30 protein-coding genes are annotated in these 25,497 nt (G+C 37.7%); all 30 read left to right on the forward strand.

Annotated elements, in window-relative coordinates; genetic code table 11:
• Position 1 precedes the first annotated feature (1 nt).
• The 30 genes from H8S51_RS05715 (at position 2) to H8S51_RS05860 (ending at position 25,432) form a co-directional block, all read left to right on the forward strand.
• Positions 2–4,222: a DUF5906 domain-containing protein gene (locus H8S51_RS05715; RefSeq protein WP_186899029.1), complete on the forward strand. Its 4,221-nt coding sequence runs from the start codon at positions 2–4 to the stop codon at positions 4,220–4,222.
• Positions 4,223–4,255: 33 nt separating this feature from the next.
• The gene (locus H8S51_RS05720) at positions 4,256–4,732 is read left to right on the forward strand and encodes a hypothetical protein (protein ID WP_186899028.1); all 477 of its coding nucleotides are present in this window, start codon (positions 4,256–4,258) and stop codon (positions 4,730–4,732) included.
• A 111-nt stretch (positions 4,733–4,843) separates the two neighbouring features.
• Positions 4,844–5,704, forward strand: a complete 861-nt coding sequence (locus tag H8S51_RS05725) for an N-6 DNA methylase (protein ID WP_186899027.1) — start codon at positions 4,844–4,846, stop codon at positions 5,702–5,704.
• Positions 5,701–6,009, forward strand: a complete 309-nt coding sequence (locus tag H8S51_RS05730) for an L-tyrosine decarboxylase (RefSeq protein ID WP_186899026.1) — start codon at positions 5,701–5,703, stop codon at positions 6,007–6,009. Before H8S51_RS05725 ends, H8S51_RS05730 begins: the two co-directional genes overlap by 4 nt.
• Positions 5,997–7,379 carry a hypothetical protein gene (locus H8S51_RS05735; RefSeq protein WP_241070922.1) on the forward strand — a complete coding sequence of 461 codons (1,383 nt, stop codon included), beginning with the start codon at positions 5,997–5,999 and terminating at the stop codon, positions 7,377–7,379. Before H8S51_RS05730 ends, H8S51_RS05735 begins: the two co-directional genes overlap by 13 nt.
• Positions 7,379–7,555, forward strand: coding sequence for a hypothetical protein (locus H8S51_RS05740; protein ID WP_186899025.1), 177 nt, complete (start codon positions 7,379–7,381; stop codon positions 7,553–7,555). Before H8S51_RS05735 ends, H8S51_RS05740 begins: the two co-directional genes overlap by 1 nt.
• 112 nt (positions 7,556–7,667) lie before the next feature.
• A complete protein-coding gene (locus tag H8S51_RS05745; RefSeq protein ID WP_186899024.1) occupies positions 7,668–8,177 on the forward strand; it encodes a DUF5662 family protein in 510 nt (169 codons plus the stop codon).
• An 85-nt stretch (positions 8,178–8,262) separates the two neighbouring features.
• The gene (locus H8S51_RS05750; RefSeq protein ID WP_241070923.1) at positions 8,263–9,552 is read left to right on the forward strand and encodes a hypothetical protein; all 1,290 of its coding nucleotides are present in this window, start codon (positions 8,263–8,265) and stop codon (positions 9,550–9,552) included.
• Positions 9,553–9,680: 128 nt separating this feature from the next.
• A complete protein-coding gene (locus H8S51_RS05755; RefSeq protein ID WP_241070924.1) occupies positions 9,681–9,878 on the forward strand; it encodes a nucleoside triphosphate pyrophosphohydrolase family protein in 198 nt (65 codons plus the stop codon).
• A complete protein-coding gene (locus H8S51_RS05760; protein WP_241070925.1) occupies positions 9,875–10,732 on the forward strand; it encodes a hypothetical protein in 858 nt (285 codons plus the stop codon). Before H8S51_RS05755 ends, H8S51_RS05760 begins: the two co-directional genes overlap by 4 nt.
• Positions 10,729–10,926 (forward strand): hypothetical protein, encoded by a 198-nt coding sequence (locus H8S51_RS05765; protein WP_186899023.1) that lies wholly within the window; start codon positions 10,729–10,731, stop codon positions 10,924–10,926. Before H8S51_RS05760 ends, H8S51_RS05765 begins: the two co-directional genes overlap by 4 nt.
• Positions 10,927–10,928: 2 nt before the next feature.
• Entirely contained in the window at positions 10,929–11,144 is a 216-nt protein-coding gene (locus H8S51_RS05770) for a hypothetical protein (protein WP_186899022.1), read from the forward strand.
• On the forward strand, positions 11,141–11,377 hold the full coding sequence (locus H8S51_RS05775; RefSeq protein ID WP_186899021.1) for a hypothetical protein: 237 nt from the start codon (positions 11,141–11,143) through the stop codon (positions 11,375–11,377). Before H8S51_RS05770 ends, H8S51_RS05775 begins: the two co-directional genes overlap by 4 nt.
• Before the next feature lie 16 nt (positions 11,378–11,393).
• On the forward strand, positions 11,394–11,606 hold the full coding sequence (locus H8S51_RS05780) for a hypothetical protein (protein ID WP_186899020.1): 213 nt from the start codon (positions 11,394–11,396) through the stop codon (positions 11,604–11,606).
• 5 nt (positions 11,607–11,611) lie between these two features.
• Positions 11,612–11,797, forward strand: a complete 186-nt coding sequence (locus H8S51_RS05785; RefSeq protein ID WP_186899019.1) for a hypothetical protein — start codon at positions 11,612–11,614, stop codon at positions 11,795–11,797.
• Positions 11,798–12,243: 446 nt separating this feature from the next.
• The gene (locus H8S51_RS05790; protein ID WP_186899018.1) at positions 12,244–13,173 is read left to right on the forward strand and encodes a DUF6591 domain-containing protein; all 930 of its coding nucleotides are present in this window, start codon (positions 12,244–12,246) and stop codon (positions 13,171–13,173) included.
• Positions 13,174–13,183: 10 nt separating this feature from the next.
• Positions 13,184–14,038: a DUF6591 domain-containing protein gene (locus H8S51_RS05795; RefSeq protein ID WP_186899017.1), complete on the forward strand. Its 855-nt coding sequence runs from the start codon at positions 13,184–13,186 to the stop codon at positions 14,036–14,038.
• Between the two features lie 148 nt (positions 14,039–14,186).
• Positions 14,187–14,477 carry a hypothetical protein gene (locus H8S51_RS05800; protein WP_186899016.1) on the forward strand — a complete coding sequence of 97 codons (291 nt, stop codon included), beginning with the start codon at positions 14,187–14,189 and terminating at the stop codon, positions 14,475–14,477.
• Positions 14,449–15,006, forward strand: coding sequence for a PD-(D/E)XK nuclease family protein (locus tag H8S51_RS05805; RefSeq protein WP_186899015.1), 558 nt, complete (start codon positions 14,449–14,451; stop codon positions 15,004–15,006). The genes H8S51_RS05800 and H8S51_RS05805 overlap by 29 nt, the downstream gene beginning before the upstream one ends.
• A 2-nt stretch (positions 15,007–15,008) precedes the next feature.
• Positions 15,009–17,759, forward strand: a complete 2,751-nt coding sequence (locus tag H8S51_RS05810; RefSeq protein WP_186899014.1) for a helix-turn-helix domain-containing protein — start codon at positions 15,009–15,011, stop codon at positions 17,757–17,759.
• 27 nt (positions 17,760–17,786) lie between these two features.
• Positions 17,787–18,017 (forward strand): hypothetical protein, encoded by a 231-nt coding sequence (locus tag H8S51_RS05815; protein WP_186899013.1) that lies wholly within the window; start codon positions 17,787–17,789, stop codon positions 18,015–18,017.
• A 298-nt stretch (positions 18,018–18,315) separates the two neighbouring features.
• The gene (locus H8S51_RS05820) at positions 18,316–18,660 is read left to right on the forward strand and encodes an NUDIX hydrolase (RefSeq protein WP_241070926.1); all 345 of its coding nucleotides are present in this window, start codon (positions 18,316–18,318) and stop codon (positions 18,658–18,660) included.
• Positions 18,632–19,066: a hypothetical protein gene (locus tag H8S51_RS05825; protein WP_241070927.1), complete on the forward strand. Its 435-nt coding sequence runs from the start codon at positions 18,632–18,634 to the stop codon at positions 19,064–19,066. The genes H8S51_RS05820 and H8S51_RS05825 overlap by 29 nt, the downstream gene beginning before the upstream one ends.
• 2 nt (positions 19,067–19,068) lie before the next feature.
• On the forward strand, positions 19,069–19,389 hold the full coding sequence (locus H8S51_RS05830) for an SH3 domain-containing protein (RefSeq protein WP_186899011.1): 321 nt from the start codon (positions 19,069–19,071) through the stop codon (positions 19,387–19,389).
• Positions 19,390–19,402: 13 nt separating this feature from the next.
• On the forward strand, positions 19,403–19,747 hold the full coding sequence (locus H8S51_RS05835) for a phage head-tail connector protein (RefSeq protein WP_186899010.1): 345 nt from the start codon (positions 19,403–19,405) through the stop codon (positions 19,745–19,747).
• A gap of 26 nt (positions 19,748–19,773) precedes the next feature.
• Positions 19,774–20,193, forward strand: a complete 420-nt coding sequence (locus tag H8S51_RS05840) for a DUF7211 domain-containing protein (RefSeq protein WP_186899009.1) — start codon at positions 19,774–19,776, stop codon at positions 20,191–20,193.
• A 14-nt stretch (positions 20,194–20,207) separates the two neighbouring features.
• Complete coding sequence (locus H8S51_RS05845; protein ID WP_186899008.1) at positions 20,208–21,956, forward strand: terminase TerL endonuclease subunit; 1,749 nt, start codon at positions 20,208–20,210, stop codon at positions 21,954–21,956.
• A gap of 19 nt (positions 21,957–21,975) precedes the next feature.
• Positions 21,976–23,208 carry a phage portal protein gene (locus H8S51_RS05850; RefSeq protein ID WP_186899007.1) on the forward strand — a complete coding sequence of 411 codons (1,233 nt, stop codon included), beginning with the start codon at positions 21,976–21,978 and terminating at the stop codon, positions 23,206–23,208.
• Positions 23,198–25,081, forward strand: coding sequence for an HK97 family phage prohead protease (locus H8S51_RS05855; protein WP_186899006.1), 1,884 nt, complete (start codon positions 23,198–23,200; stop codon positions 25,079–25,081). Before H8S51_RS05850 ends, H8S51_RS05855 begins: the two co-directional genes overlap by 11 nt.
• Positions 25,082–25,102: 21 nt before the next feature.
• A complete protein-coding gene (locus H8S51_RS05860) occupies positions 25,103–25,432 on the forward strand; it encodes a DUF7253 family protein (RefSeq protein ID WP_186899005.1) in 330 nt (109 codons plus the stop codon).
• Positions 25,433–25,497 lie beyond the last annotated feature (65 nt).

A 25,497-nucleotide genomic window follows, 5' to 3' on the forward strand; every position in this document is an offset into this window, starting at 1 on the left:
AATGATCGATTTTCTGATGATTTCTACCCGGAGCACAAAGCGTGGGGTGATAGAGATTTATCCGAAGTTCATTATTAAAAAGAGTGACGATCTTATGATCCGTGGAAGTGACTTCTATGCAATTTGGGTTGAAGATCGTGGTTTATGGTCAACAGACGAACAGGACGCCTTACAACTCATAGATCGAGAATTGGATAAATATGCGGAAGAAAACCGTCATCGCTTTACCTCGGATATAAAGGTTTTGCATATGTGGGATTCAGAAAACGGTATGATTGATCATTGGCATAGATATTGCCAAAAGCATATGCGTGATAACTTCCATATGTTAGATGAAAAGCTTATATTTTCCAATACAGCAACGAATAAAAAAGACTACGCCAGCAAAAAGTTGAATTATCCGCTTGAAGCTGGCGATTTGTCTGCTTATGAGCGATTAATCTCAACATTATATACAGAAGAAGAGCGGCAAAAAATCGAGTGGGCAATAGGAGCGGTTGTATCTGGTGAATCAAAGACATTGCAGAAATTTATGGTGTTTTATGGTTCTGCTGGTACTGGTAAATCTACAGTTTTAAATATTATCCAACAATTATTTGACGGATATTACTCTGTATTTGAGGCAAAGGCACTCGGATCGGCAAGTAATGTTTTTGCTTTAGAAGCATTTAAAACCAATCCGTTAGTTGCTATTCAACATGATGGAGATTTATCAAGGATAGAGGACAACACCCGTCTTAACAGTCTTGTATCGCACGAACTTATGACTGTCAATGAAAAGTTCAAGTCTACATACACTAATCGTTTCAAATGTTTTTTGTTTGTCGGAACAAATAAGCCTGTTAAAATCACGGATGCAAAATCAGGGTTGATACGAAGATTAATCGATGTGTCGCCATCTGGAAATAAGTTAAGTCCTAAGGAATACAAAACGGTTATGAAACAGGTTGGTTTTGAGCTTGGAGCTATTGCATATCATTGTCGTGATGTATATATGAATGATCCGGGTAAATATGATGATTATATTCCAATTGCAATGCTGGGCGCATCAAATGATTTTTATAACTTCGTGATAGATTCGTATCATGTGTTTAAAAAAGAAGACGGTACCACTTTGAAGGCTGCATGGGAGATGTATAAAAACTACTGCGATGACGCAAAGGTGGCATATCCATATAGTCAGCGTGTATTTAAGGAAGAATTGAAAAATTATTTTCGAGACTTCCAGGAGCGATTCAATCTTGACGATGGTACACGGGTTCGAAGTTATTATATTGGTTTTCGGACAGAAAAATTCGAAGAGATGCCGACTGAAAAGAACAATTGTAACTCAGACGAAAATAAGTGTATTCAATTCAGAGACGATATCAAATCTATATTTGACATTGAGTGTGCGCAATATCCGGCACAGTATGCGTCTATTGAAGAAACACCACAAAAGCAATGGGCTACGGTAAAAACTAAGCTTGAGGATTTGGATACATCGAAACTTCATTATGTAAAAATTCCAGAAAACCACATTGTTATAGACTTTGATATTCCGGATGAGAATGGAAATAAATCTTACGAAAAGAATCTCGAAGAAGCAAGTAAATGGCCACCCACATATGCAGAACTGAGTAAAAGCGGACATGGGATTCATCTGCATTATATTTATGATGGAGATCTGTCAAAGCTTAGCAGAATATATGATGAGCATATAGAAATAAAGGTGTTTACTGGAAATAGTTCATTACGACGCAAACTGTCAAAGTGTAATGATATTCCTATTGCTAGTATTAATTCTGGATTACCGTTGAAAGGAGAAAATAAGGTGGTAAATTTTGATACCATTAAAAGTGAACGAAGCCTGCGGACATTGATTATTCGGAATCTTAACAAAGAAATACATCCGGGAACAAAACCCAGTATAGATTTTATTTACAAGATACTGGAAGATGCATATAAAAGTGAGCTGAAATATGACGTTACAGATTTACGAAATTCAATTTTAGCATTTGCAGCTAACAGTACGCATCAGGCAAACTATTGCTTAAAACTTGTAAATCAGATGAAATTCAAATCTGAGGAACCTGCATTAGCAGTTTGTAATGATGAAGCGAAACTGGTATTTTACGATATTGAGGTTTTTCCGAATCTTTTTCTGGTGAATTGGAAAGCAGAAGGCGAGGGGAAGCCGGTTGTAAGAATGATCAATCCATCACCAGGTGATATTGAAAAGTTGATGCAATTCCGCCTTGTAGGATTTAATTGCCGCAGATATGATAACCATATTTTGTATGCAAGACTTATGGGATATACAAATGAGCAGATTTACAAATTGTCGCAGAAGATTATAAGTGGAGATAAGAACTGCTTTTTTGGAGAAGCATATAACATATCTTATACAGATGTGTACGATTTTGCATCGGCTGGAAATAAAAAGAGCTTAAAGAAGCTTGAAATTGAGATGGGAAATCTCACTGACGATGATTTAAAGAAAAAAGGATTTTCAGATGAGAAGATTCGGATTATTAAAGCTGGAACACATCATCAGGAACTTGGATTACCATGGGATCAGCCTGTTCCAGAAGAGCTTTGGATTAAGGTTGCTGAATATTGTGACAACGATGTCATTGCAACTGAAGCGGCATTTAACTATCTTGAAGCCGATTGGACAGCTCGTCAAATTCTGGCAGATTTAGCAGGAATGACGGTTAATGACACAACAAATTCACTCACAACCAGAATTATATTTGGAAACAATCGAAAACCGCAGAGCGAATTTCATTACAGAAATCTTGCAGAACCGGTTGAATCATTAGATCCGGAAAGCATGGAGTTTCTTAAGGAAGCTTGCCCTAAGATGATGGAATCAATGCATTATGGATGGAAGTACAGCGATAAGACTGAAGTTCCATTTGATTCTGCTAGCATTCTTCCATATTTTCCTGGGTATGTATTCGACCATGGGAAATCTACATATCGAGGTGAAGAAGTTAAAGAAGGTGGACTTGCCCAAGGCGTTCCTGGTATGTACGGAAACGCAGCACTTCTGGATATTTCGTCCATGCATCCGCATAGTGCAATAGCAGAGGTTCTGTTCGGTCCGAGATTTACGAAAGCGTTCCGAGACATTGTTGAAGGTCGTGTGGGTATCAAGCATGAGGCTTGGGATATTGTTAATACAATGCTGGACGGAAAACTTACACCGTATATTCAGAGAGTAATCGACGGTGAGATGACATCTAAAGATTTGGCTAATGCTTTGAAAACCGCTGTCAATTCGGTATACGGTCTGACATTCGCATCGTTTGATAATCCGTTCCGTGACCCAAGAAACATTGACAACATCGTTGCAAAACGTGGAGCGTTATTTATGATCGATCTCAAGAATGAGGTCTTAAAACGTGGATTCAAAGTGGCTCACATCAAAACCGATTCCATCAAAATTCCTGACGCTACTCCTGAAATCATACAGTTTGTTATGGATTTCGGTGAGAGATATGGATACACCTTCGAGCATGAAGCAACATATGATCGTATGTGTCTGGTTAATGATGCTGTTTATATTGCGAAATATAAGTCTGCTGAAGAATGCCAGAAAATGTATGGCTATGTTCCTGGCGACAATAAAAAGAAAGGTGGAAAATGGACTGCAACTGGCACACAATTCCAGATACCATATGTGTTCAAAAAGCTGTTTAGCAGAGAAGAAATCTTATTCGAGGATATGTGCGAAACAAAATCTGTGAGTACATCTTTATATTTGGATTTAAATGAGAATTTACCAGATGTATCTGAGTATGAAAAAGAGTTTTCAAAGGCTGAAAGTGATTATAAAAAAGGTCTTCTTTCAGATATAACATTTGAAAACACTTGTCAGCGATTAAATCCACTTATTGCGGAGGGGCATGATTATCATTTCATCGGAAAAGTTGGACAGTTTTGTCCGATTAAAGCTGGTCGTGGTGGCGGATTGCTGGTGAAAGAAAAAGACGGCAAGTATTATGCCGCAACGGGCGCAAAAGGATATCGTTGGCTTGAATCAGAGATGGTTCGGGAGCTCGATAAAACCGCTGATATTGACAGAACTTATTATGACAAACTTGTTAATGAGGCGGTAGAAGCTATTTCACAGTATGGTGATTTTGAATGGTTTGTATCGGACGATCCGTATATTTCATCATTTGGCGCAAATGATGGTGATATGGACGACATTATGAATCCACCGGAAAATTAAAATAAAAACACATGAAAAAAGGAGAAAAAAAACATGGCTAACAATTTTATTATTATTGAAAATTCAACATTTATTTTTGATACCAATTTATCAGGAGATCCAAAACGTGACCGATTCAACAGTGATCAGCGGAAGGCTAATTTAGTAATTCCGGATGAAGAACAGGCACAAAGATTACTCGATGACGGGTTTAATGTGAAAATCACAAAACCAAGAGAGGGAGAAGAAGAAGGATTTGTTCCGAGATATTATGTTTCCGTAAAACTCAATTACGAAAGTAACTGGCCGCCAAAGGTGTATCTTGTACGTGATGGTGATGACGGCGTGTTACTGGATGCTGACTCAATATGTTCCGTTGATGATATGTGGATTGAGCGAGTTAATGCCGTATTAAATACATATGAGGGCCCGCGTGGAAAATCGTTGTATGTTAAGAGTATGGAATTGTTTCCGAAATACGATGAAGACCCAATTTCTTCTAAGTATACCAGACGTAGAAATGAAGAATGATTGTCGGTACAATAAGTAACTCAATATGTTATTCAGATATGATTTAAAGCTATTACCTCAAATATATAAAGAGGTAGTAGCTTTATTTGTATTGAAAGGGGGAGCTAAATAATGTTTTGGAATAAAAATAATCAGAAAAAATCAATGACGAAAAAGAAACCATTGCAAAAGTGGACTCCGACCTATGTACCGCCGGAAACAAAGAAACAAATGATAACAGAACCGGTAAAAAAGGGTACAAATAATATGCATCAAGAGTTACAGAATAAAAATTGGGAGAAAGAATTTCTACATGTATTTAACGGATTGCTTAATCAACATCGAGCGTGGGATGTGTGGCGTGATTTTATTGTGATGTATGCTTGTGCAATATCTAATCCATTAGATAAGAAACACTATGAAGGACGTGAAAAACGGTATATGGATATCATCACAAAATACGGTAAAGAAGAGCAGAAAATATTTCCAGAACTTGCCGCTATTGTAACAATGGCATTGACAGATAATCCAGAACAAGATTTTTTAGGAACTATTTTCATGAATCTAAACCTTGGTAATAATTTACGGGGACAATTTTTCACACCATATAATGTTTGTCGTCTAATGACAGAACTAACCATAGGAGCTGAAATAGTGACAGAAATAAAGAAAAAAGGTTATATTTCGATTAATGATCCGTGCTGTGGAGCTGGGGCAACATTAATTGCAGGGGTTCACGCGGCACAGAAATACATAGACGAAGCAAAAATACAGCTGAATTACCAAAATTGTGTTCTGGCTGTTGCACAGGATATTGACGAGACAGTAGCTCTGATGTGCTATATTCAGATTTCTTTACTTGGTGTTGCTGGATACGTTAAAGTTGGAAATTCATTAACGAGTCCGATTGTAAACGGCGAATTAACTGATAATTACTGGTTTACACCAATGTATTATTCAAACGTTTGGATCGAAAGGAGATTGCGTTCATGAAGAAAAGATACTCTATATCAGAAGATAATTGTAAAGTTTGTATAGCGGATTTCTACAATAATGCTGCCAAAATTGCCGGGTATCATGTAACGAATAAAACAAGCTATGATTGCCGTAAAATTTGTGTAAGTAAATCAGTAGAAAAACTTATTCGTGAGTATTACGAAGAGAACGGAACATCAAAAGAACTGATCGGAACATATTGGGTTTTAGTTGGACCTAAGGCATCAATCGACAGTGATGATTTTGTATTTGATATTGAAGATGGTTTCGTAGTAGCAGAGGTAAGTAAATGGCAGGAATAGAATTACGGGATTATCAAAAAGATGCTGTTGGGCGAATGCAGAATGGATGTATTCTATGTGGTGGCGTTGGAAGTGGAAAATCTCGTACAGCGCTGGCTTACTATTATGTACAAAATGGTGGTGAGTTAGGAACAGAAGAATATTATCCGATGAATGATCCGCCGAAAGATTTATATATCATCACCACTGCGAGAAAACGTGACACATTAGAATGGGACGGAGAAATGCTTCCGTTTTTACTTTCAATACATACAGATTGTAATTTATATTCTAATAAGGTGGTGGTAGATTCGTGGAATAATATAAAGAAATACGCCGAGGTCAGAGATGCATTTTTTATATTTGATGAGCAGCGCGTGGTTGGTGCGGGAACGTGGGTTAAAGCATTTCTAAAAATCGCTAAAACAAATGAGTGGATTTTGTTATCCGCAACCCCTGGAGATACTTGGCAGGATTATATTCCAGTATTTGTTGCAAATGGTTTTTATAAGAACCGTAGCGAATTTATACGAGAGCATGTCATATACAGTAGATTTACGAAGTTTCCAAAAATAGATAGGTATGTGAATACTGGGCGACTTGTGCGACTTCGAAATAAGATCCTTGTCAATATGGATTTTCAAAGACCTACTGTATCACATCATGAGGACATATTTGTCGAGTATGATGTTGATAAATATAAAGACGTTACAAAAACAAGATGGAATTTATATAAGAATGAGCCGATACAAAATGCCTCGGAGTTATGCTATGTATGGAGAAAAATTGTAAATACAGATCAGTCGAGGCAAATAGCATTGCTGGAAATTATTGAAAAACATCCAAAAGCAATTATATTTTACAATTTTGATTACGAGCTTGAATTACTGAAGGATATTTTCGCTGGGTATGAGATGGCTGAGTGGAACGGACACAAGCATCAACCGGTTCCTACTGGAGATGTGTGGGTTTATCTAGTTCAGTATAATGCCGGGGCTGAGGGATGGAACTGTATCATGACTGACACAATTATATTTTATTCACAGAATTACTCTTATAAGATTATGGAACAATCAGCCGGAAGAATCGATAGAATGAATACACCATACACAGATTTATATTTTTATCACTTGAAATCGAGGTCCGGTATTGATCTGGCAATTAGTAGAGCTTTAAAAGATAAGAAAAAGTTCAACGAAGGGCGATATGTGAAATGGCGAGGAGGAGTAATGGCAGAAGATATTTATAAGGAAGTAAATTTCAAAAAATATTGTGAAACTTGCGAGCATAAGGATTTGGACGAAAAATTTGATCCTTGCTGCGGATGTCTTGATTATGGATATAACTCCGAAACGGAGAAGCCGGTAAACTGGAAAGGAGAAGAAAAATAATGGTGGATACAATTTTAATTGGCGTTGACTTTGCTAATAATGATCATACCGATGTGTTAACTATCGGTAGAAAACGTATGAACCAGTCTGTAGAGATTATCAATGCTTTTCAGGGCGAAGAAGCAAAGGAACTTTATAAAAGGCTGACAACGAAAAAGGATGGTGAGAGAAAATGAGTAATTATGAAAAATGTAATGGTTGTCCATATTATTTTGGAGAGATAGACAGCTGTATGTTTGGAGAAGAAGATGTACCAATTGACCTGGAGAAAAAATGTGAGGTGAAAAAATGAGTGCTCAGTATGATCAATATCTCACTCAGCACCGTTCTAATGTAAGACGAGGTTATGAATGGCTTTGTAAAAATTTACCAGATGTCGTTGAGAATGTTACAAACGCAGGATGGTTTGCTGAATTTGCACATGATAAGTCTAAGAATGAGCCTGATGAATATGATGCTTATGATGCATATTTTTATGGTCATAATCGATCTTATGAAGTAGTACAGAACTATCAGCGAGCGTGGTTACTCCATATTCACCGGAATCCGCACCACTGGCAACATTGGATTCTTATTAACGATGATCCAGAAGAAGGCGAGATAATTTTGGAAATGCCATACGATTATATTATCGAGATGATTTGTGATTGGTGGTCATTTAGTTGGCAGAAAGAGAATCTTACCGAAATATTTAATTGGTATGATGAACATTCCAAATACATAAAACTGGCTCCTGGGACCAAAGCTACAGTGGAGGTTATTCTTGACAGGATCAAGGAAAAACTTGCGAAATTATAGAGTACAAAAATAAAATATAACAAACCCATGAGCTGTGATTGACTTGTGGGTTTTATTTTTGAAAAAAAAAGAGAGGTATAAACAAATGAAAAATAAGATTATAGCAGTAGATTTTGATGGAACTTTGTGTGTCAACAAATATCCAGAAATCGGTGATCCGAACAAAGAATTAATCGCCTATCTGAAAAAGAGACAGGCTAACGGCGAAAAGCTTATTCTCTGGACAAACAGAGTCGACGATCGACTGGACGAAGCTGTCAAATGGTGTGCAGAGCATGGTTTGATGTTTGATGCTGTAAATGACAATCTTCCGGAAATTGTTGAATCTTTTGGAGGTAATTGCAGAAAGATATTTGCAAATGAATACATTGATGATCGCAACCGGTTGTTGGAGTCCTGTCGTGAGAAGTCCAATATGGAATTGTGGGCTGAAAATGAAATAAGTTTAGCTTGTAAGCATGAAAAGCCGGACGGAAAAGACGGCGAGTGGGACTATGGCTGTGCCTGCTATGAAAGTGCATTAAAAGCATTTAAAAGTCTTTGCGAAGATGATCATTCCGGCATGTCAATCGGCTTTACCAAAGCAATTCTGAACCGTCTCATCAATAACAAACCGCTTCTTCCGATTGATGATACCGATGACGTGTGGAACGATATTTCCGACATCAGCGGTCTGAAAGGTGAAGAGGTCAACTATCAGTGCAAACGCATGCCTTCCTTATTTAAGTACGTATATGCTGACGGCACCGTTGAGTACATAGATGTCGATCGCTATCACGGTGTCAATATTAACAATCCTAATGCACCTTATCACAGCGGACTGATTGATACCGTCATGGACGAGCTGTATCCGATTACTATGCCTTACGTGCCGGCAGATAGAGCATATAAAGTTTATACGGAAGAATTTCTGGTAGATCCGAAAAATGGTGATTTCGATACGGTTGGAATTTTGTATGTGATTACACCGTCACTCGAAAGGGTTGAAATTAACAGATACTTCAAAGAGGCTCCGAATGGCTTTGCTGAAATTATTGAGGCTGAGTATGTGAAAAGAAAAATGAAAGTTCAATGGGGTGATTTATTATCTGGCGATTTCAAGCGAATTGAAAGTGTATTCGGATTTGAATTACGTGATTGGCAGAAGAAATATTTAAAAGGCGAACTTAATTCATTCCAGAATGGTCGTGGAAATGGTAAAACGTTCGTTACTATTTTAAAATGTCTTCTCTTAGATGAAGAGACATTTACCGTTCCGGAATTGAAAAGAGGTTGTACTACTAACGAAAGGCGTAGTTATGTCCATGATCTTCTTGATATTGACAACAAATTATGCACCGCTGGTTTTACAACCAATTTAATAAAAGGGCGGTGATGTCAATGGATCGAAGTAAATTTATCCAGGGGATGAATAGCGACATTGAACTGTCGGAAAAAGATCGACGACGTATAATCCGTAAAAGTGTTGAGACTCAGCCATAGAGAACAAAATGTACAATTGCTATGGAAGAATTTGCAGAGCTTCAACAGCAGGTCAGTAAGCAGATCTGGGGATATGATGATAGAATTGGACTTTTAGAAGAGATGGCAGATGCTTATATCGGTCTTGAATTTCTGAAGTCCATTTTTAACATCAGCGAGGAAGATATGCAAAAAGCAGTTGATGTGAAATTGGAGCGTGAGAGGAGGAAACAAAAATGATTAAAGTAGAGCATGTAGTTCTGGCGAGTCCAGAGCAGATGGAGTTTATTATTGAGGGTATGCGTAATCCGATGAATAGCTGGGAGAAGAGTGATAGTCAAGCATGCAGTTATTTGCTTAAAGGGTGTTGCGGATCTTGCGAGAAAGAAAATAATGGATGCCGTACAGATAGTAAGGAAAATGACTTTTATATGGGAATTAATGATTATACCCTCATGCAGCGATTAGCTAACGCTGGTACAGATCATAGAAAGTTCATGAGAATGATGCCGGTGTATGTAAGAATTACTGCACCTTTATATTGGTGGAAAGAATTTGATACTTACAAGGTTGGTACAGTTGCTAATAGCTGTAGTACCATGCATAAGATTCAGGAGAAAGAGTTTACGCTGGATGATTTCAGTTGCGAGCATTTGATTTCAGACTGGATCGGAGATAATAACGATGCTATCTGGTATAAAGACCCGCCTAAAAATGGATCGATTGAATGCCCGATAATATTTTCTCCTCTGGATGCTTTAAGAATCACTATTGGAGTATTAAATACGAACCGAGAAGCTTATCTTAGAACAAAAGACAAAAAGTTCTGGTGGCAGATGATTCAGCTTCTTCCGAGCAGCTACAACCAGACTCGTAATGTGATGATAAATTATGAGGTGTTGGCGAATATTTATAAATCTCGTAAGGATCATAAGCTGGATGAGTGGCGTGATTTCTGTAAGTGGATTGAGGAGCTGCCTTATAGTGAATTGATTTGTGGTTATTGTTTTAAAGATTATGAAGATGGAAGTAGCAGCGTGGCAGCGATTAGTGATTATAGCAGAGGTACTGGAGAAAAAGGAACGCAGGAATGAATAAACATAACATAGTAGTAATTATTGTTATGCTTTGTACGATAATTCTTCAGACTATGGTTACTGATAGACAACTTATGGTAATTAGTGAATTGGAAGCAACAGTTCATGAGTTAAATTCGGAGAATGAAGAATTAAAAACATTACTGGGACAGATTAAAAATGAAAACTGTAGAAAAGGTGAGGAGGAATAACTATGTCTTTAGGAAATATTGTTTATATCGGATTATTGGTTGGTATTTGTTTATATGTTGTTGATGTTGTTGTGCACAGAATTTGTCAGTGTATCGAGAAGTGCAATGCAGCGAAATGGTGTGCTGATGTTGAAAAATATAAACTTTTTCTCGATTATGACAAAGAGGTTGGTGGAAAATCAGATCAATCAGACGAAACGTCGGAGACAGAATTATGAGAAAAGCGCGGAGAATAAAGTTAGATGATGCAGTAACTGTTTCTGATATTATTGGACAGTATAAAATTTTTCGAAACGATCAGATGTCGGTACTTACAACCTGCGGTGAAAAAACCAGATTATTATGGAAAGGCCAGAGACGATATATTCCAAAAGAAATATGTAATATGAGAGCAAAAGAGATTGCTGCAATAAAAACATATGCAGAATGTAAGATACAGATTGTTGTGTAATGTGTAGGAGGTATGGATGAACAAAGATGATAAAAGGAATGCTGAGGGGTATTTAGATCCAACTGCTTACCAGGCGATTAAAAATGTTGAAAAAGAGGATCAAGCAAATGAAGATATACGTTTTCATAAGCTGCTTGATACTATATTTGCTATTTGTGAGTTGTCTGGATTTCATATTGAAAGCAGAATTATAATTCGGGATCAGCGAACAGGTAAAATTTGGAGGTGATTTTGATGAAAAAACGTGGCAGACCGATTAGAGATGACGGCGGAAGAAAGGATTTGCAGTATCGTTTGCGCCTATCAGTAGAAGAAAAATCTATTTTAGATCGCTTATCGACTGAATATGGGCTCAGTGAAGCCGAAATTTTGCGGCGTGGATTGCGGATGCAGAAGAATTTATTGGATGCAGTGAGCTAATTCTTGGATATCCAATTAATCAAAATAATTTTTGGATATCCATTTATGGTCATTTTCTGCCCAGTTTTGTTTGAAATAAAAGTGGGATTGTGGTCAAAATACGACGAAAATGGGTATTTTGTGGATATCCATTTAATCATTTTGGGGTAAAATTTGGCCATTTGTCCGGTTTCTGCCCACTTTTAAAAATGGATTTGACCAGAAATGAAAGCCCGCAAACCCGCTATTTATGCGGCTTCCGAATTTTTGGATATCCATTCTGGTCACTTTCCCACTTTATTTTTCTATTAGTGTGAGTGAAAAGTTTAATAAATATATAAAAGTGGAAAATAAAAGTGGGCATTTGACCATTCTTGGATATCCAAGAAATAATGGTATTGGATTTACAGGTTAAGTATGTTACAATGTAAAGTGTCGTTACTAAAACGAGAAAAGGAGAATGAGATATGAAAAGAACGTTAAAAACATTAATGATTCTGGTCATGGCAATGTTGTTAATGACTGGATGTAGAAATGGTAAGAGTGAAGAGAGTAATGTAATATCTGATGCCAATACAGATATAAATACTGATGTAAACGAAGATGGCGGTACGTTCAATACAGGTAAAGACTATCCAATTGATATTAAAGACATTGATTGGAGGGTTGAAAGCGGGATAATAGATGGACAAAATACAGTAGCTTTTAGTTATACAAATAATAGTTCATATACTATTTGTGATGTAGAAATGAAATTCACACAAAAACCAGATGTTACAGATGATCAGCGCTCAGTATTTGATGCACTGGCAGCAGAACGAGACTGGACTGATGATGACGTGAAAGCTATTTATATTTTGGGATATAATAGACATTTTGCAGATCCAGGGGAAACAGCTGAAAGCACCGCTTGTGTGATTAATGGGACATATACATTAGTTGAAAACATTCAGCAATATGAATTAATGGAGCCTGATTCAGTTGAGGTAGCATATATTGGTGACAACAATAAGATGTATATGATGACATATGATTTTAAAAATAATCAACAATCATATACATTAGATGAAGGCCAAGATATTTTTGAATGGTCCGATAGCGATATAAGCAAACTTATTCCTAAAACAAAGTTCAGAGTAGTAAATGTTGATGTTGATAATACTGATGTATTTGCTTTCTCTGGATATGGGGTAACCCATGATGAGTACATAAAATATATTGACGACTGCAAGAAAAATGGTTTTACAGATATAGAGGCTGATAGTACAAGTAATTCTGACAATAGTTATTACAAAGCCTATAATACAAATGGCTACTTTGTTACGGCAGGTTATTCTTCAGAAAGCGATAAAATTTCAGTGTTCGTTAGCAATGATGCTGAAACAACTACCGAGTGAGGAATGAGATATGAAAAGAACGTTAAAAACATTAATGATTCTGGTCATGGCAATGTTGTTAATGACTGGATGCGGAAGTGACAAGAGTGAAGAGAGTAATGTAACATCTGATGCAAATACAGATATAAACTCAACAGTATCTGAATCCGAAGACGATATCAAGTATTCAGATCTTTTACCGGTTACAGAGGATTATTTCAAAAACGGTGAAGTGGCAATCATAGAACCAGATGGTGGCAGTCAATATTATTTTCGCGTTACCAATTTTACAGATGATGAGTACGAAGCATATGTTGAAGCTTGTAAGGCAGCTGGCTTTGATGATGTTCATTACGAGGGGGATATTGGAACTGATGATAAGATGTATTTAGCATATGCGCTTAATAGAAAATATTATTTAGACATAACGACCAATAATGAAATAAAAGCAGTTGACATATCTTGTCAAATTGTTGACGAATCAGAAACAACAGAGACCGAAAGTATACAAGCAACTGAAACAGAAGTGACAGAAATAGAGTCGACTGAAAACAGTACAACAATGTCAACCGATACTGAGAGTTCAGCACAAACCGACGCAACAGTTAGTAGTACAGACATTATTAGACCGGAATTTAAAGAAGCAATGGATAACTACGAAGCATTCTTTGATGAATACTGTGAGTTTATGAAAAAATATAATGAATCTGACGATACAACATCATTGCTTGCCGACTATGCGAGTTACATGGTCAAGTATACAGATACTATGCAGAAGATGAACAATATCAGTGAAGACGAATTAACAGATGTCGAGGTTGCGTATTACGCAGAAGTATCAGCAAGGATATCTGCAAAACTGATAGAGGCAGGAGCACAACAATAATTTAATAATTTACCAGACAGAGGTACTTAAACAGTATCTCTGTTTTTTTATGCCTATTTTTTTGCGCGCGAAAAAAACATACCCTTTTATGAAGAGAAGGGATAAAATATCCATTTTCTTTTACGTTTTTAGGAAAGGAGTTCTGATTATGCTGGAAAGTAAATTTCAGGCAAATCTTGTTGCAGAATTAAAGAGACGGTTTCCCGGATGCATTGTCATGAAGAATGATGCAAACTATATTCAGGGGATTCCGGATATTCTTATTTTGTATAACGACATGTGGGCTTCTTTGGAATGTAAGAAAAGTGCGAGTGCAAAAAAACAGCCAAATCAGGAATATTATGTCAGGCGTATGAATGAGATGTCCTTCTCAAGATTCATATGTCCAGAAAATAAGGAGGAAGTATTGAATGAACTTCAACAAACATTCCAAACTTGAAGGGCAGCACGCTTTTCTTGGAGCCAGTAAATATCACTGGATTAATTACGATGAAGAAAAAATAGCAGAATCTTATTTGAGATTCAAAGCGACTCAGCAGGGAACAATTTATCATGCATTTGCAGCACAATGTATATCACTTGGACAGAAGCTCCCGAAATCTGCAAAAACTTTGAATATGTATGTGAATGATGCAATTGGATTTCGGATGATTCCAGAACAGGTGCTATATTATTCCGATAATTGTTTTGGAACAGCTGATTCAATATGTTTTCGGAATCGAATGTTACGTATTCATGATTTGAAAACAGGTGTGATTCCAGCACATATGGAACAGCTTGAGATATATACAGCTTTATTTTGTTTGGAGTATGGAATTAAGCCATCTGACATTGATATTGAGTTGCGAATATACCAAAATGATGAAATTTTTTATCACAATCCGGAAGCTGATGAAATTGTTCCAATAATGGATAAGATCATAACTTTTAATAAAGTGCTTAACAAGATTAAGGAACAGGAGGGATAACAATGGATAATTCATGGGAAAACAAAGATGATGTCTTAGCACATTATGGTATGCCAAAACGATCCGGTCGTTATCCCTGGGGTTCTGGAGAAAATCCATATCAGCACAGTGGTGATTTTTTAGCCCGTGTCGGAGAACTTAAGAAATCTGGAATGAAAGAGACTCAGATAGCTGAAAGTATGGGATTGACAACAACTCAGCTTAGGACTCAGATGAGCTTGGCGAAGGATGAGCGTAGATCGCTTCAGGTTGAAACAGCAAAAGGATTGCGGGAAAAAGGTTACAGCTTAAACGAAATTGCACAGAAGATGGGATTTAAAAATGACTCATCTGTACGTTCTTTGTTAAATACAAATTCCGAAGTTCGTATGAATCAGGCTCAGAAGACAGCTGATTTTCTGAAAAAGATGGTCAATGAAAAAGGAATGATCGATGTTGGTACAGGAGTGGAACGTGAGCTTGGTGTTTCTAAGGAAAAGATGAATCAGGCTCTTTATATTCTTCAAATGGAGGGTTATGAAACATTTGGAGGTGGAGTTCCACAGGTAACGAATAAAGGAAAACAGACCAACATCAAGGTTTTATGTCCTCCTGGAACACCATATAAAGTAAACGAAGATGGAAAAAAGACATCAAGCGCTATATATGATTTTGATAACATTCATTCAGTTAAGGATTACATATCTTACGATGGCGGCGAGACCTTTCATAAATCATTTGTGTATCCGGAGAGCATGAGCTCTAAACGTCTGGCGATTCGTTATGCTGAAGACGGAGGTATTAAAAAAGATGGTGTCATTGAAATCAGACCAGGTGTACAGGATTTGTCTCTTGGAGAATCAAGATACGCACAGGTCCGTATCATGGTTGACAAAACACATTATCTAAAAGGTATGGCGATTTATTCAGATAATCTTCCAGATGGCGTGGACGTTATGTTCAATACGAACAAGAAATCCGGTACGCCAATGACCGATGTTTTAAAAAAGATAAAAGCTGATCCAGATAATCCATTTGGTTCCCTCATCAAAGAACATGGCGGACAAAGTTATTATATTGGAAAAGATGGTAAAGAGCACTTATCTCTTATCAATAAAGCACGAGAAGAAGGAGATTGGGATCAGTGGTCAAGAAATTTGCCATCACAGTTTTTGGCAAAGCAGAGTATATCGCTGATAAAAAAACAGTTAGGACTTGCCATGTCTGATAAACAGGCGGAATTTGATGAAATCTGTTCACTTACAAATCCAACTGTAAAAAAGAATCTGTTAAAATCCTTTGCTGATGATTGTGATTCCGCAGCAGTTCATTTGAAAGCGGCAGCATTACCACGTCAGCGTTATCAGGTCATCCTTCCGTTGACATCTATTAAAGATAATGAAGTGTATGCACCGAACTTTACAGATGGAGAAACTGTTGCGTTGGTTCGGTTTCCGCATGGTGGCACGTTTGAGATACCTATCTTAAAAGTTAATAATAAGCAGGCGGAAGGGCGTCGAGTGTTAGGTAATAATCCTGCCGATGCAATCGGTATAAATTCCAAAGTAGCTGAACGATTATCCGGAGCTGACTTTGATGGTGATACTGTAATGGTTATTCCGTGTAATTCGTCTCGGAGTAAAGTAAAAATTACATCGACAAATCCACTTGAAGGTCTTAAAGATTTTGATCCTAAGATGTCATATGGAACCGTGAAAAAGGGCGAAGACTATTATAACGAATCCGGGAAGAAGATTCGGATCATGAAAAATACACAGACTGAAATGGGAAAGGTCTCAAACTTAATTACTGATATGACATTAAAAGGAGCAACATCTGATGAGATGGCAAAAGCGGTTAGGCATAGTATGGTTGTTATCGATGCTGAGAAACATAAGCTGGATTACAAACAGTCCGAGATCGATAATGATATAGCATCATTGAAAAAGAAGTACCAGGGTACCGTAGATGCCGATGGTAAGTATCATGAAGGTGCATCAACATTACTTTCAAGAGCTAAGTCAGAGACACAGGTATTGAAACGTAGAGGCACCCCCATTATCAATGATGATGGTTCTTTGAGTTACAAAGAAGTAAAGGAAGAGTATGTTGATAAGAATGGGAAGATACAGGTAAGGACCCAAAAAAGCACAAAGATGGCAGAGACAAGAGATGCTCGTACTCTTTCATCAGGTACCCCACAGGAGGAAGTCTATGCTGACTATGCGAATTATATGAAAGCCCTGGCAAACCGGGCGAGAAAAGAGATGGTTGGTACTGGGAAGATAGCGTATTCATCATCAGCTAAAGCCGCTTATCAGTCTGAGGTAGACTCTCTTATGGGTAAGCTAAACCTAGCACTACGGAATGCCCCTAGAGAGAGGCAAGCCCAGATCATGGCAAATGCAACCGTTGCTGCAAAGAAAAAAGAGAATCCGGACATGGACAAATCAGAAATTAAAAAAGCAAGTCAGCAGGCTTTATTAGCAGCTCGTATTTCTGTTGGTGCTAAGCGAACAACGATTGATATCACTGATAAAGAATGGGAAGCAATTCAGGCTGGAGCAATCAGTGAAAACAAACTTACACAGATTCTTAACAACACGGACATCGATAAAATACGTCAGCGAGCAACACCGCGAGCAACCACAACACTTAGTTCTGCAAAACAGAATTTAATTAAAGCGCGCGCAGCTTCAGGTTACACAACTGCTGAAATTGCAGAATCACTTGGCATTTCAACTTCAACAGTAATGAAGTATCTTAAAAACTAATGCGTGAGCAGAAAGGAGACAAGAAGAATGAGATGTGCACTGACAACATTTGATAATCCTTTTAATCCATTTAGTGATTTCACACAATGGTTCTTGTATGATGAGAAAAAAGGATACCATTCTACCGCATATCTCGGAAGAATTGCACGAACATCTGATCAATTATCAGAAGAAGAAAATGATAAAGAAACAGAGAGAGCGATAGATGAAATTATCAAATATGATGAATTAGGTATCTATAAAAAGATAACACAATAAAAAATAAAGTATACAGAAAGAAAATGTATAGTAGGGGGGTGCTAAAAATGCATACCCCCTCTCACATCGCGGCGGTCTTTGAAAATTCCCCAGAGGGATTTTTTGAGAACCGCTTTTATATTTATAGCCAGTATTTAAGGTGGTTTTATGAGATAGTCCTTTTTTTTTTCATAAACAGTAGTGTGTTGCATGATACTTCTCCTTTAAATTATAATCCAAAACTCGTATAAACCACCTTAAATACTGGCTATAAAAAAGGTTATACTGCTATATTCACCAAGCGAATGGAGGTAAAAGTGTGAAAAAGTCAAAGCCAGAAAATACACCTAGAAAAATGCGACCGGCTTTGACGCCGGAATCCAGAGAAAACCAGATGATAGCATTGGCTATGGATTTAGCTGAGCAACAGTTGAGGGATGGAACAGCATCTTCACAACTTATAACAGAATTTGTCAAACGAGGATCGACAAAAGCTAGACTTGAAAAAGAGATTTTGGAAGAGCAAAGAGATCTTTTGGATGCAAAAACAAAAGCATTGCAATCCGCAGAACGAGTAGAAGAACTATACGAAAATGCATTAAATGCTTTTCGAGGATACAGTGGACAAGGCGGTGATGACAATATCGATACGGACATATTCTGAAATGTCGCGGCTTCGTACATTTGAAGAACGATTCAAGTATCTCAAGTTAGATGGAGCAGTTGGCATTGAAACATTTGGGTTTGACAGATATTTGAACCAGGCTTTCTATAAGTCAAAAGAATGGTTGCAGGTTCGACGACAGGTCATCATTAGAGATAATGGATGTGATCTTGGAATTGATGGATATGAAATACACGGAAAAATTTTGATTCATCATATAAACCCAATAACACAGGAAGATATTTATGATCGAACCGGTTATCTGCTAAATCCAGAATTTTTAATTAGTACAACTTTGACAACACATAATGCAATACATTATGGCGATGAAACATTATTTATACAATGTTCATCAACAGAACGAAGTAAAAACGATACTTGCCCATGGCGGCATAATGGAGGATAACAATGGATAATAAGAAAGAAGAAAAAAAACGTAACATGCATGTAGAAAACCATACAGAAAACAACACAGAAGCACACATTCCGGAAGCGGGCATTGATGCTAAAAATGAAGAAGAGAACAGTGTTCGTGGAATCGTGACTGACTGCGAAATACTTAATGTCAGATCAGAAGCAAATCTTACATCTACACCAGTAACGACGATCAAAGCTGGCGAACAGGTAATGATTGATATGGATTTATCTAACGACGAGTTTTACAAGGTGTATACGGCTGCCGGTGCAGAAGGATATTGCAAAAAAGAATATATTAAAGTCCAGAATTGAAAGGATCAGTCATATGGAAATTACACAGAGTATCTTAAACTCTATCAAAAAAATGATTGGCGGAATATCTGCTGATGATGAGGCGTTTGATGCAGATTTGATCATACATATCAATTCCGCATTTTCAATTCTGTCTCAATTAGGAGTTGGACCTGCTGAGGGATTTGAGATTAAAGATAGCACAGCAGTGTGGACCGAGTTCGTGGATGATGACGCAACGTTTAATCTTGTAAAGTCATATATTTATTTAAAAGTAAAACTTGTATTCGATCCACCGTTAAGTTCAGCAGTTCTTGAATGCTATAAAGAGCAGATTAGCGAATACGAATGGAGATTAAACGTAGCTGCTGAAAAGTAAAAAAAAAGTAATGGAGGTGCATCAAAGTGAACAATGAAGACGTGTTGGAACATCATGGCATTCTTGGAATGAAATGGGGAGTGCGTCGATCTGAGGCAGAATTAGCAAGAAGTAGAGGTCATACCGAAAGCAATAGTGGACAGACAGGTAAAACGAAAGTTGCTACGTCAAAACATCCACCAGCTAAGAAAGCATCAAAGAGAATGTCTGATGACGAGCTGAGAGCGCAGATAAGTCGCCTGGAATTAGAAAAGCGTTATAGTGACTTATTAAGGGATACAACACCAGCCCAGAAAAAGAAAGGCAGAGATTTTGTGATGGGGATTCTTGAACAGTCTGGAAAAAATATTGGTGGACAGCTTGCGACTTATGCGATGGGCACAGCTGTTAATAAAATGGCAGGATCGCAAATTGTAAATCCCAAAAAAGGACAAAAGGATAAATAGGAGAGATATAAATTATGGCACTATCTAATACTGCTGTTCCGATATACTACGGTAAGTTTAGAGATGCCGTAATTCGGGGCGACATACCAATTTGCAAAGAAGTTGAAATGGAAATGCAGCGAATCGACAGTTTAATTGCCGATCCGGGTATTTATTATGATGATGCAGCAGTTGAAGGTTTTATCAGTTATTGCGAAAACGAACTAACTTTAACTGATGGATCTGATTTGAATCTGCTTGATTCATTCAAAGTTTGGGCTGAACAGATCTTTGGGTGGTATTACTTTGTTGAGCGGAGTATATATGAACCTTATGAGGATGGACACGGAGGGCATTATGTCACTAAATGGATAAAAACTCGTCTTGTTAACAAACAGTATTTGATTGTTGCGAGAGGAGCTGCAAAGTCTATGTATGCCTCATGCTTGCAAAATTACTTTTTAAACGTGGATGTAACAACAACTCATCAGATCACGACCGCACCAACAATGAAACAAGCTGAGGAAGTATTATCGCCAATTAGAACAGCAATCACCAGAGCAAGAGGACCTTTTTATAAGTTCCTTACAGAAGGGTCGTTGATGAATACATCCGGATCAAAAGCAAACCGGACAAAGTTGGCATCGACCAAAAGAGGTATTGAGAATTTTATGACAGGTTCCTTATTGGAGATACGCCCAATGAGAATTGACAAGCTCCAGGGTCTGCAACTTAAAGTGGCGACAGTCGATGAATGGTTGTCCGGCGACATTCGGGAAGATGTCATTGGAGCTATTGAACAAGGCGCCTCCAAAGTTGATGATTATTTGATTGTGGCAATCAGTTCTGAGGGTACTGTTCGTAATGGAGCAGGCGATACAATCAAAATGGAATTGATGGATATATTGAAAGGAGAATATTTCAATCCGCATGTATCCATCTGGTGGTATAAATTGGATTCCATTGATGAAGTTTCCAATCCGGATATGTGGTTAAAAGCAAATCCAAACATTGGAAAAACAGTAAAATATGAAACATATCAACTTGATGTTGAGCGAGCCGAAAAAGCTCCGGCAGCAAGAAACGATATTCTGGCAAAACGTTTTGGTTTACCAATGGAAGGGTATACATATTTCTTTACTTACGAAGAAACACTTCCTCCAGAAAAAAAGAGGACATATTGGCAAATGCCGTGTTCCCTTGGTGTAGATTTATCGCAAGGCGATGACTTTTGTGCATTTACATTTCTATTTCCATTATCAAATGGCGCATTCGGTATAAAGACAAGAGATTACATCTCGTCATCAACTCTTATGAAACTCCCATTAGCAATGAGAAACAAATATGATCAATTTATGAAAGAAGGAAGTCTTATAGTACTTGATGGTACTGTTTTGGACATGATGGATGTTTATGACGATTTAGATGAACATATCGTTGAGTGCCAATATGACATTCGGTGTTTTGGTTACGATCCATACAACTCTAAAGAATTTGTTGCTAGATGGGAAAGCGAGAATGGACCGTTTGGAATAGAGAAAGTTATTCAGGGTACAAAAACAGAATCGGTTCCTTTAGGCGAACTGAAAAAATTATCTGAAGAACGAATGCTTTTGTTTGATGAAGAACTTATGACATTTGCTATGGGAAATTGTATTACTATGGAGGATACAAATGGTAATCGTAAATTGTTAAAAAAGCGATACGATCAAAAAATAGACGCAGTAGCCGCTATGATGGATGCTTATATTGCTTACAAATTAAATCGTGACGCTTTTGAATAAAAACATGGAGGAACTGGAAATGGGATTTATTGATAGACTCCAGCATGGCTGGAATGCATTTATGAATAAAGACCCGACGAACTATAACGGATATGGGTGTTCATATCATCCATACCGTATTTATGCAACTCGGGGAAATTATAGATCAATTGTAAATGCTGTTTATAATCGGATCGCGCTTGATGTAGCCGCGGTGACAATTCAGCATGTAAAATTAGATGATAAAGGACGTTTCTTAAACGTAATGGACTCTGGATTAAATAAGTGTCTTACGTTGCGTGCAAATATCGATCAGACATCACGTGCATTTATACAGGATGTCGTTTTATCAGTAATGGATGAAGGATATATAGCGATTGTACCGGTTGATACCGACATAGATCCAGATATTACCAATGGATATGATATCGATTCTATGCGTGTTGGAAAGATTGTGGAGTGGTTTCCGCAACATATCAAAGCGGAAGTATACAATGACAAAAAAGGTCGGAAACAAACCATTATAATGTCAAAAAAAGATGTGGCAATCATTGAGAATCCACTATATTCGGTAATTAATGAACCAAACAGTGTAATGCAACGATTAATTCATAAACTGAATCTTTTGGATGCGGTTGATGAACGTTGCTGTTCAGGAAAATTAGATTTAATTATCCAATTACCATACACCATAAAAACGGAAGCCCGACAACGTCAGGCGGAACAACGTAAAGCCAGTATAGAGAATCAGTTATTTGGCTCACCATATGGGATCGCATATATAGATGGAACCGAAAAGATAACACAGCTTAATCGTCCGGTTGAAAATAATCTGATGAAACAGATTGAATATTTGACAAACATGCTGTACAGCCAGCTTGGCATAACGCAGGCAATTTTGGATGGTTCCGCGGATGAAAAGACGATGCTTAATTACTATAACCGGACAATCGAACCATTTATTTCAGCCATCGTGGATGAACTAAAAAGCAAGTTCATAACAGAAACAGCAAGGACACAGCATAAGTCAATCGTTTATTTCCGCGATCCGTTTAAGCTTGTTCCGGTTAATGATATTGCTGAGATTGCAGACAAATTTACAAGAAACGAAATTTTAACATCAAACGAAATACGTCAAATTATTGGTATTGCCCCGTCAGATGATCCTAAAGCAGATGTACTTAACAATAGTAACATAAGGGCATCTGAGCAAACGGCAGCTTACAATAATGAAAATAATGAAACAGGAGGAAAAAATCAAAATGAAGTATGATTTTGGTGGCTGGGCCACGAGAAACGACTTGGAATGTGCTGATGGGCGAATCATTAAAAAAGATGCGTTCAAAAGCCAGAATGGAGAAAAAGTCCCGTTAGTATGGAATCATAACCACAGTGCCGCTTCCAATGTATTAGGACATGCATACCTGGAAAATCGTGATGACGGCGTGTATGCTTATTGCGAATTTAACGAAACTGAATCTGGAAAAACTGCAAAAGAACTTGTACAGCATGGCGATGTTCGATCATTGTCGATCATGGCAAACAAATTAGTACAGACCGGACATGATGTTATTCATGGAATCATTCGCGAAGTAAGTCTCGTACTTGCAGGAGCAAATCCAGGTGCGTTTATCGATGATGTAATGGCACACGGTGATGGAGAGTCTGGCATTATTATTGGATATGATGAAAACATAATGCTTTATCATTCCGATGATGAGGATGAAAAAGACAAAAAAAAGACTGCCGAAAAAGATGAATCAAAAGAAGCATCAGAAAAACAGACAGATAAAACAGCGAAAGAAATCTTTGATACACTTTCGGAAGAACAGAAAAATGTGGTTTACGACGTGGTCAGACAGGCATTAGAAACACCAACTGAACCTGATAAGACAGAAGAAAAAGATGAAAACGACAACAATAAATCTAAAGGGGGAACAAACAGTATGAAACATAATGTATTTGATGGTGACCAGCAGCAGGAGAAAGACTCCTTAACACATTCCGATCAGCAGGAAATTTTGGCAATGGCTAAAATGAGCAATATCGGAACTTTCCAGAATGCTCTTACAGCATACACAAATGAACATACACTTCAGCATGATGCAACATCCGGTGGATTTGATACCAATACAGTTGGAAAATTATTCCCGGATTATCAGGAAGTGAGACCTGGAGCACCGGAATTAATTACCAATGATCAGGGATGGATTTCAAGAGTACTTTCTAAAGTACATAAGAGTCCGATTTCAAGAATCAGAACAAGTCAGGTAGATATCCGTAATATCGATGGACTTAAAGCTAAAGGATATCAGAAGGGAAAAGAGAAAAAGAATGCGGGCAATTTTAGTCTGGTTCGTAGAACTACCGATCCACAGACAATCTATGTCAAAAACGCGCTTCACCGGGATGATATTGTTGATATTACAGATTTTGATTATGTTGCTTATTTATACAATATCGATCGTATGATGCTTGACGAGGAGCTCGCAATTGCAATCATGTTAGGCGATGGTAGGGAAGATGGTGATGCTGATAAGATTGCCCCGGATAAAGTTCGTCCAATCTGGAGTGACGATGATCTCTATACAATTCATGCCGACTTAGATTTAGCAGCGGCGAAGAAAGAACTTCAGGGTGGTAATACTTCCTTAAATTTTGGTTCCAATTATATTTATGCAGAGGCACTCATTGAGGCTGTTCTTCATGCCCGTGAAAACTACAAAGGAAGCGGAACACCAGATTATTATTGCACGCCGGCATCTTTAAATACCATGCTTTTAGCAAGGGATCTTAATGGACGTCGTATGTACAATTCAGTAGCGGAATTAGCGTCAGCATTAAACGTTGCCGGAATCTATACCGCAGAGCAGTTTGCAGGTAAGAAACGTAAAACCTCGGATGGTAAGACAAAGAAATTGCTTGGTATTGTATGCAATCTTGAAGATTATGCACTGGGGGCAACCAAAGGTGGAGAAATCAGCCATTTCACACAGTTTGACATTGATTTCAACCAGGAAAAATCTCTTCTGGAAACTCGTGTCTCTGGTGCTCTTCACAGAGTGTACTCTGCTATTGCAATTGAAGAAGATGTGACAGCATCCAGTAACAGTGTGAGCGATACAAGTGATCATGCAGCAGGCTGATCGTAAAGGAGAAAAATCAAAATGAAGTTTCATGGAATAATCGGCTATGCGGTTTCTTCGGAAATACGACCGGGCGTGTGGTCGGATGGAATTACAAGACGTGAATGCTACGGCGATCTGATTCGTAACACTCGTCAATATCAATCATCTGATACGCTTAATGATAATCTTAATATATCAAATGAAATCAGCATTGTAGCCGATCCATGGGCTCGCGATAACTTTCATTTGATGCGATATATCGAGTTTATGGGTGCTAAATGGAAAATTATAAATATTGAAGTTCAGTATCCGAGACTGATATTAACAGTTGGAGGTGTGTACAATGAATCGGCGACTGATGTTACATAATCTTTTATGTGAGGTATTGTCCTGCCCTACATCTGGGGATAATTGCAGAGTTTATTTCCAGCCAC

The organism is Roseburia rectibacter (assembly GCF_014287515.2).
Lineage (GTDB): Bacteria > Bacillota > Clostridia > Lachnospirales > Lachnospiraceae > Roseburia > Roseburia rectibacter.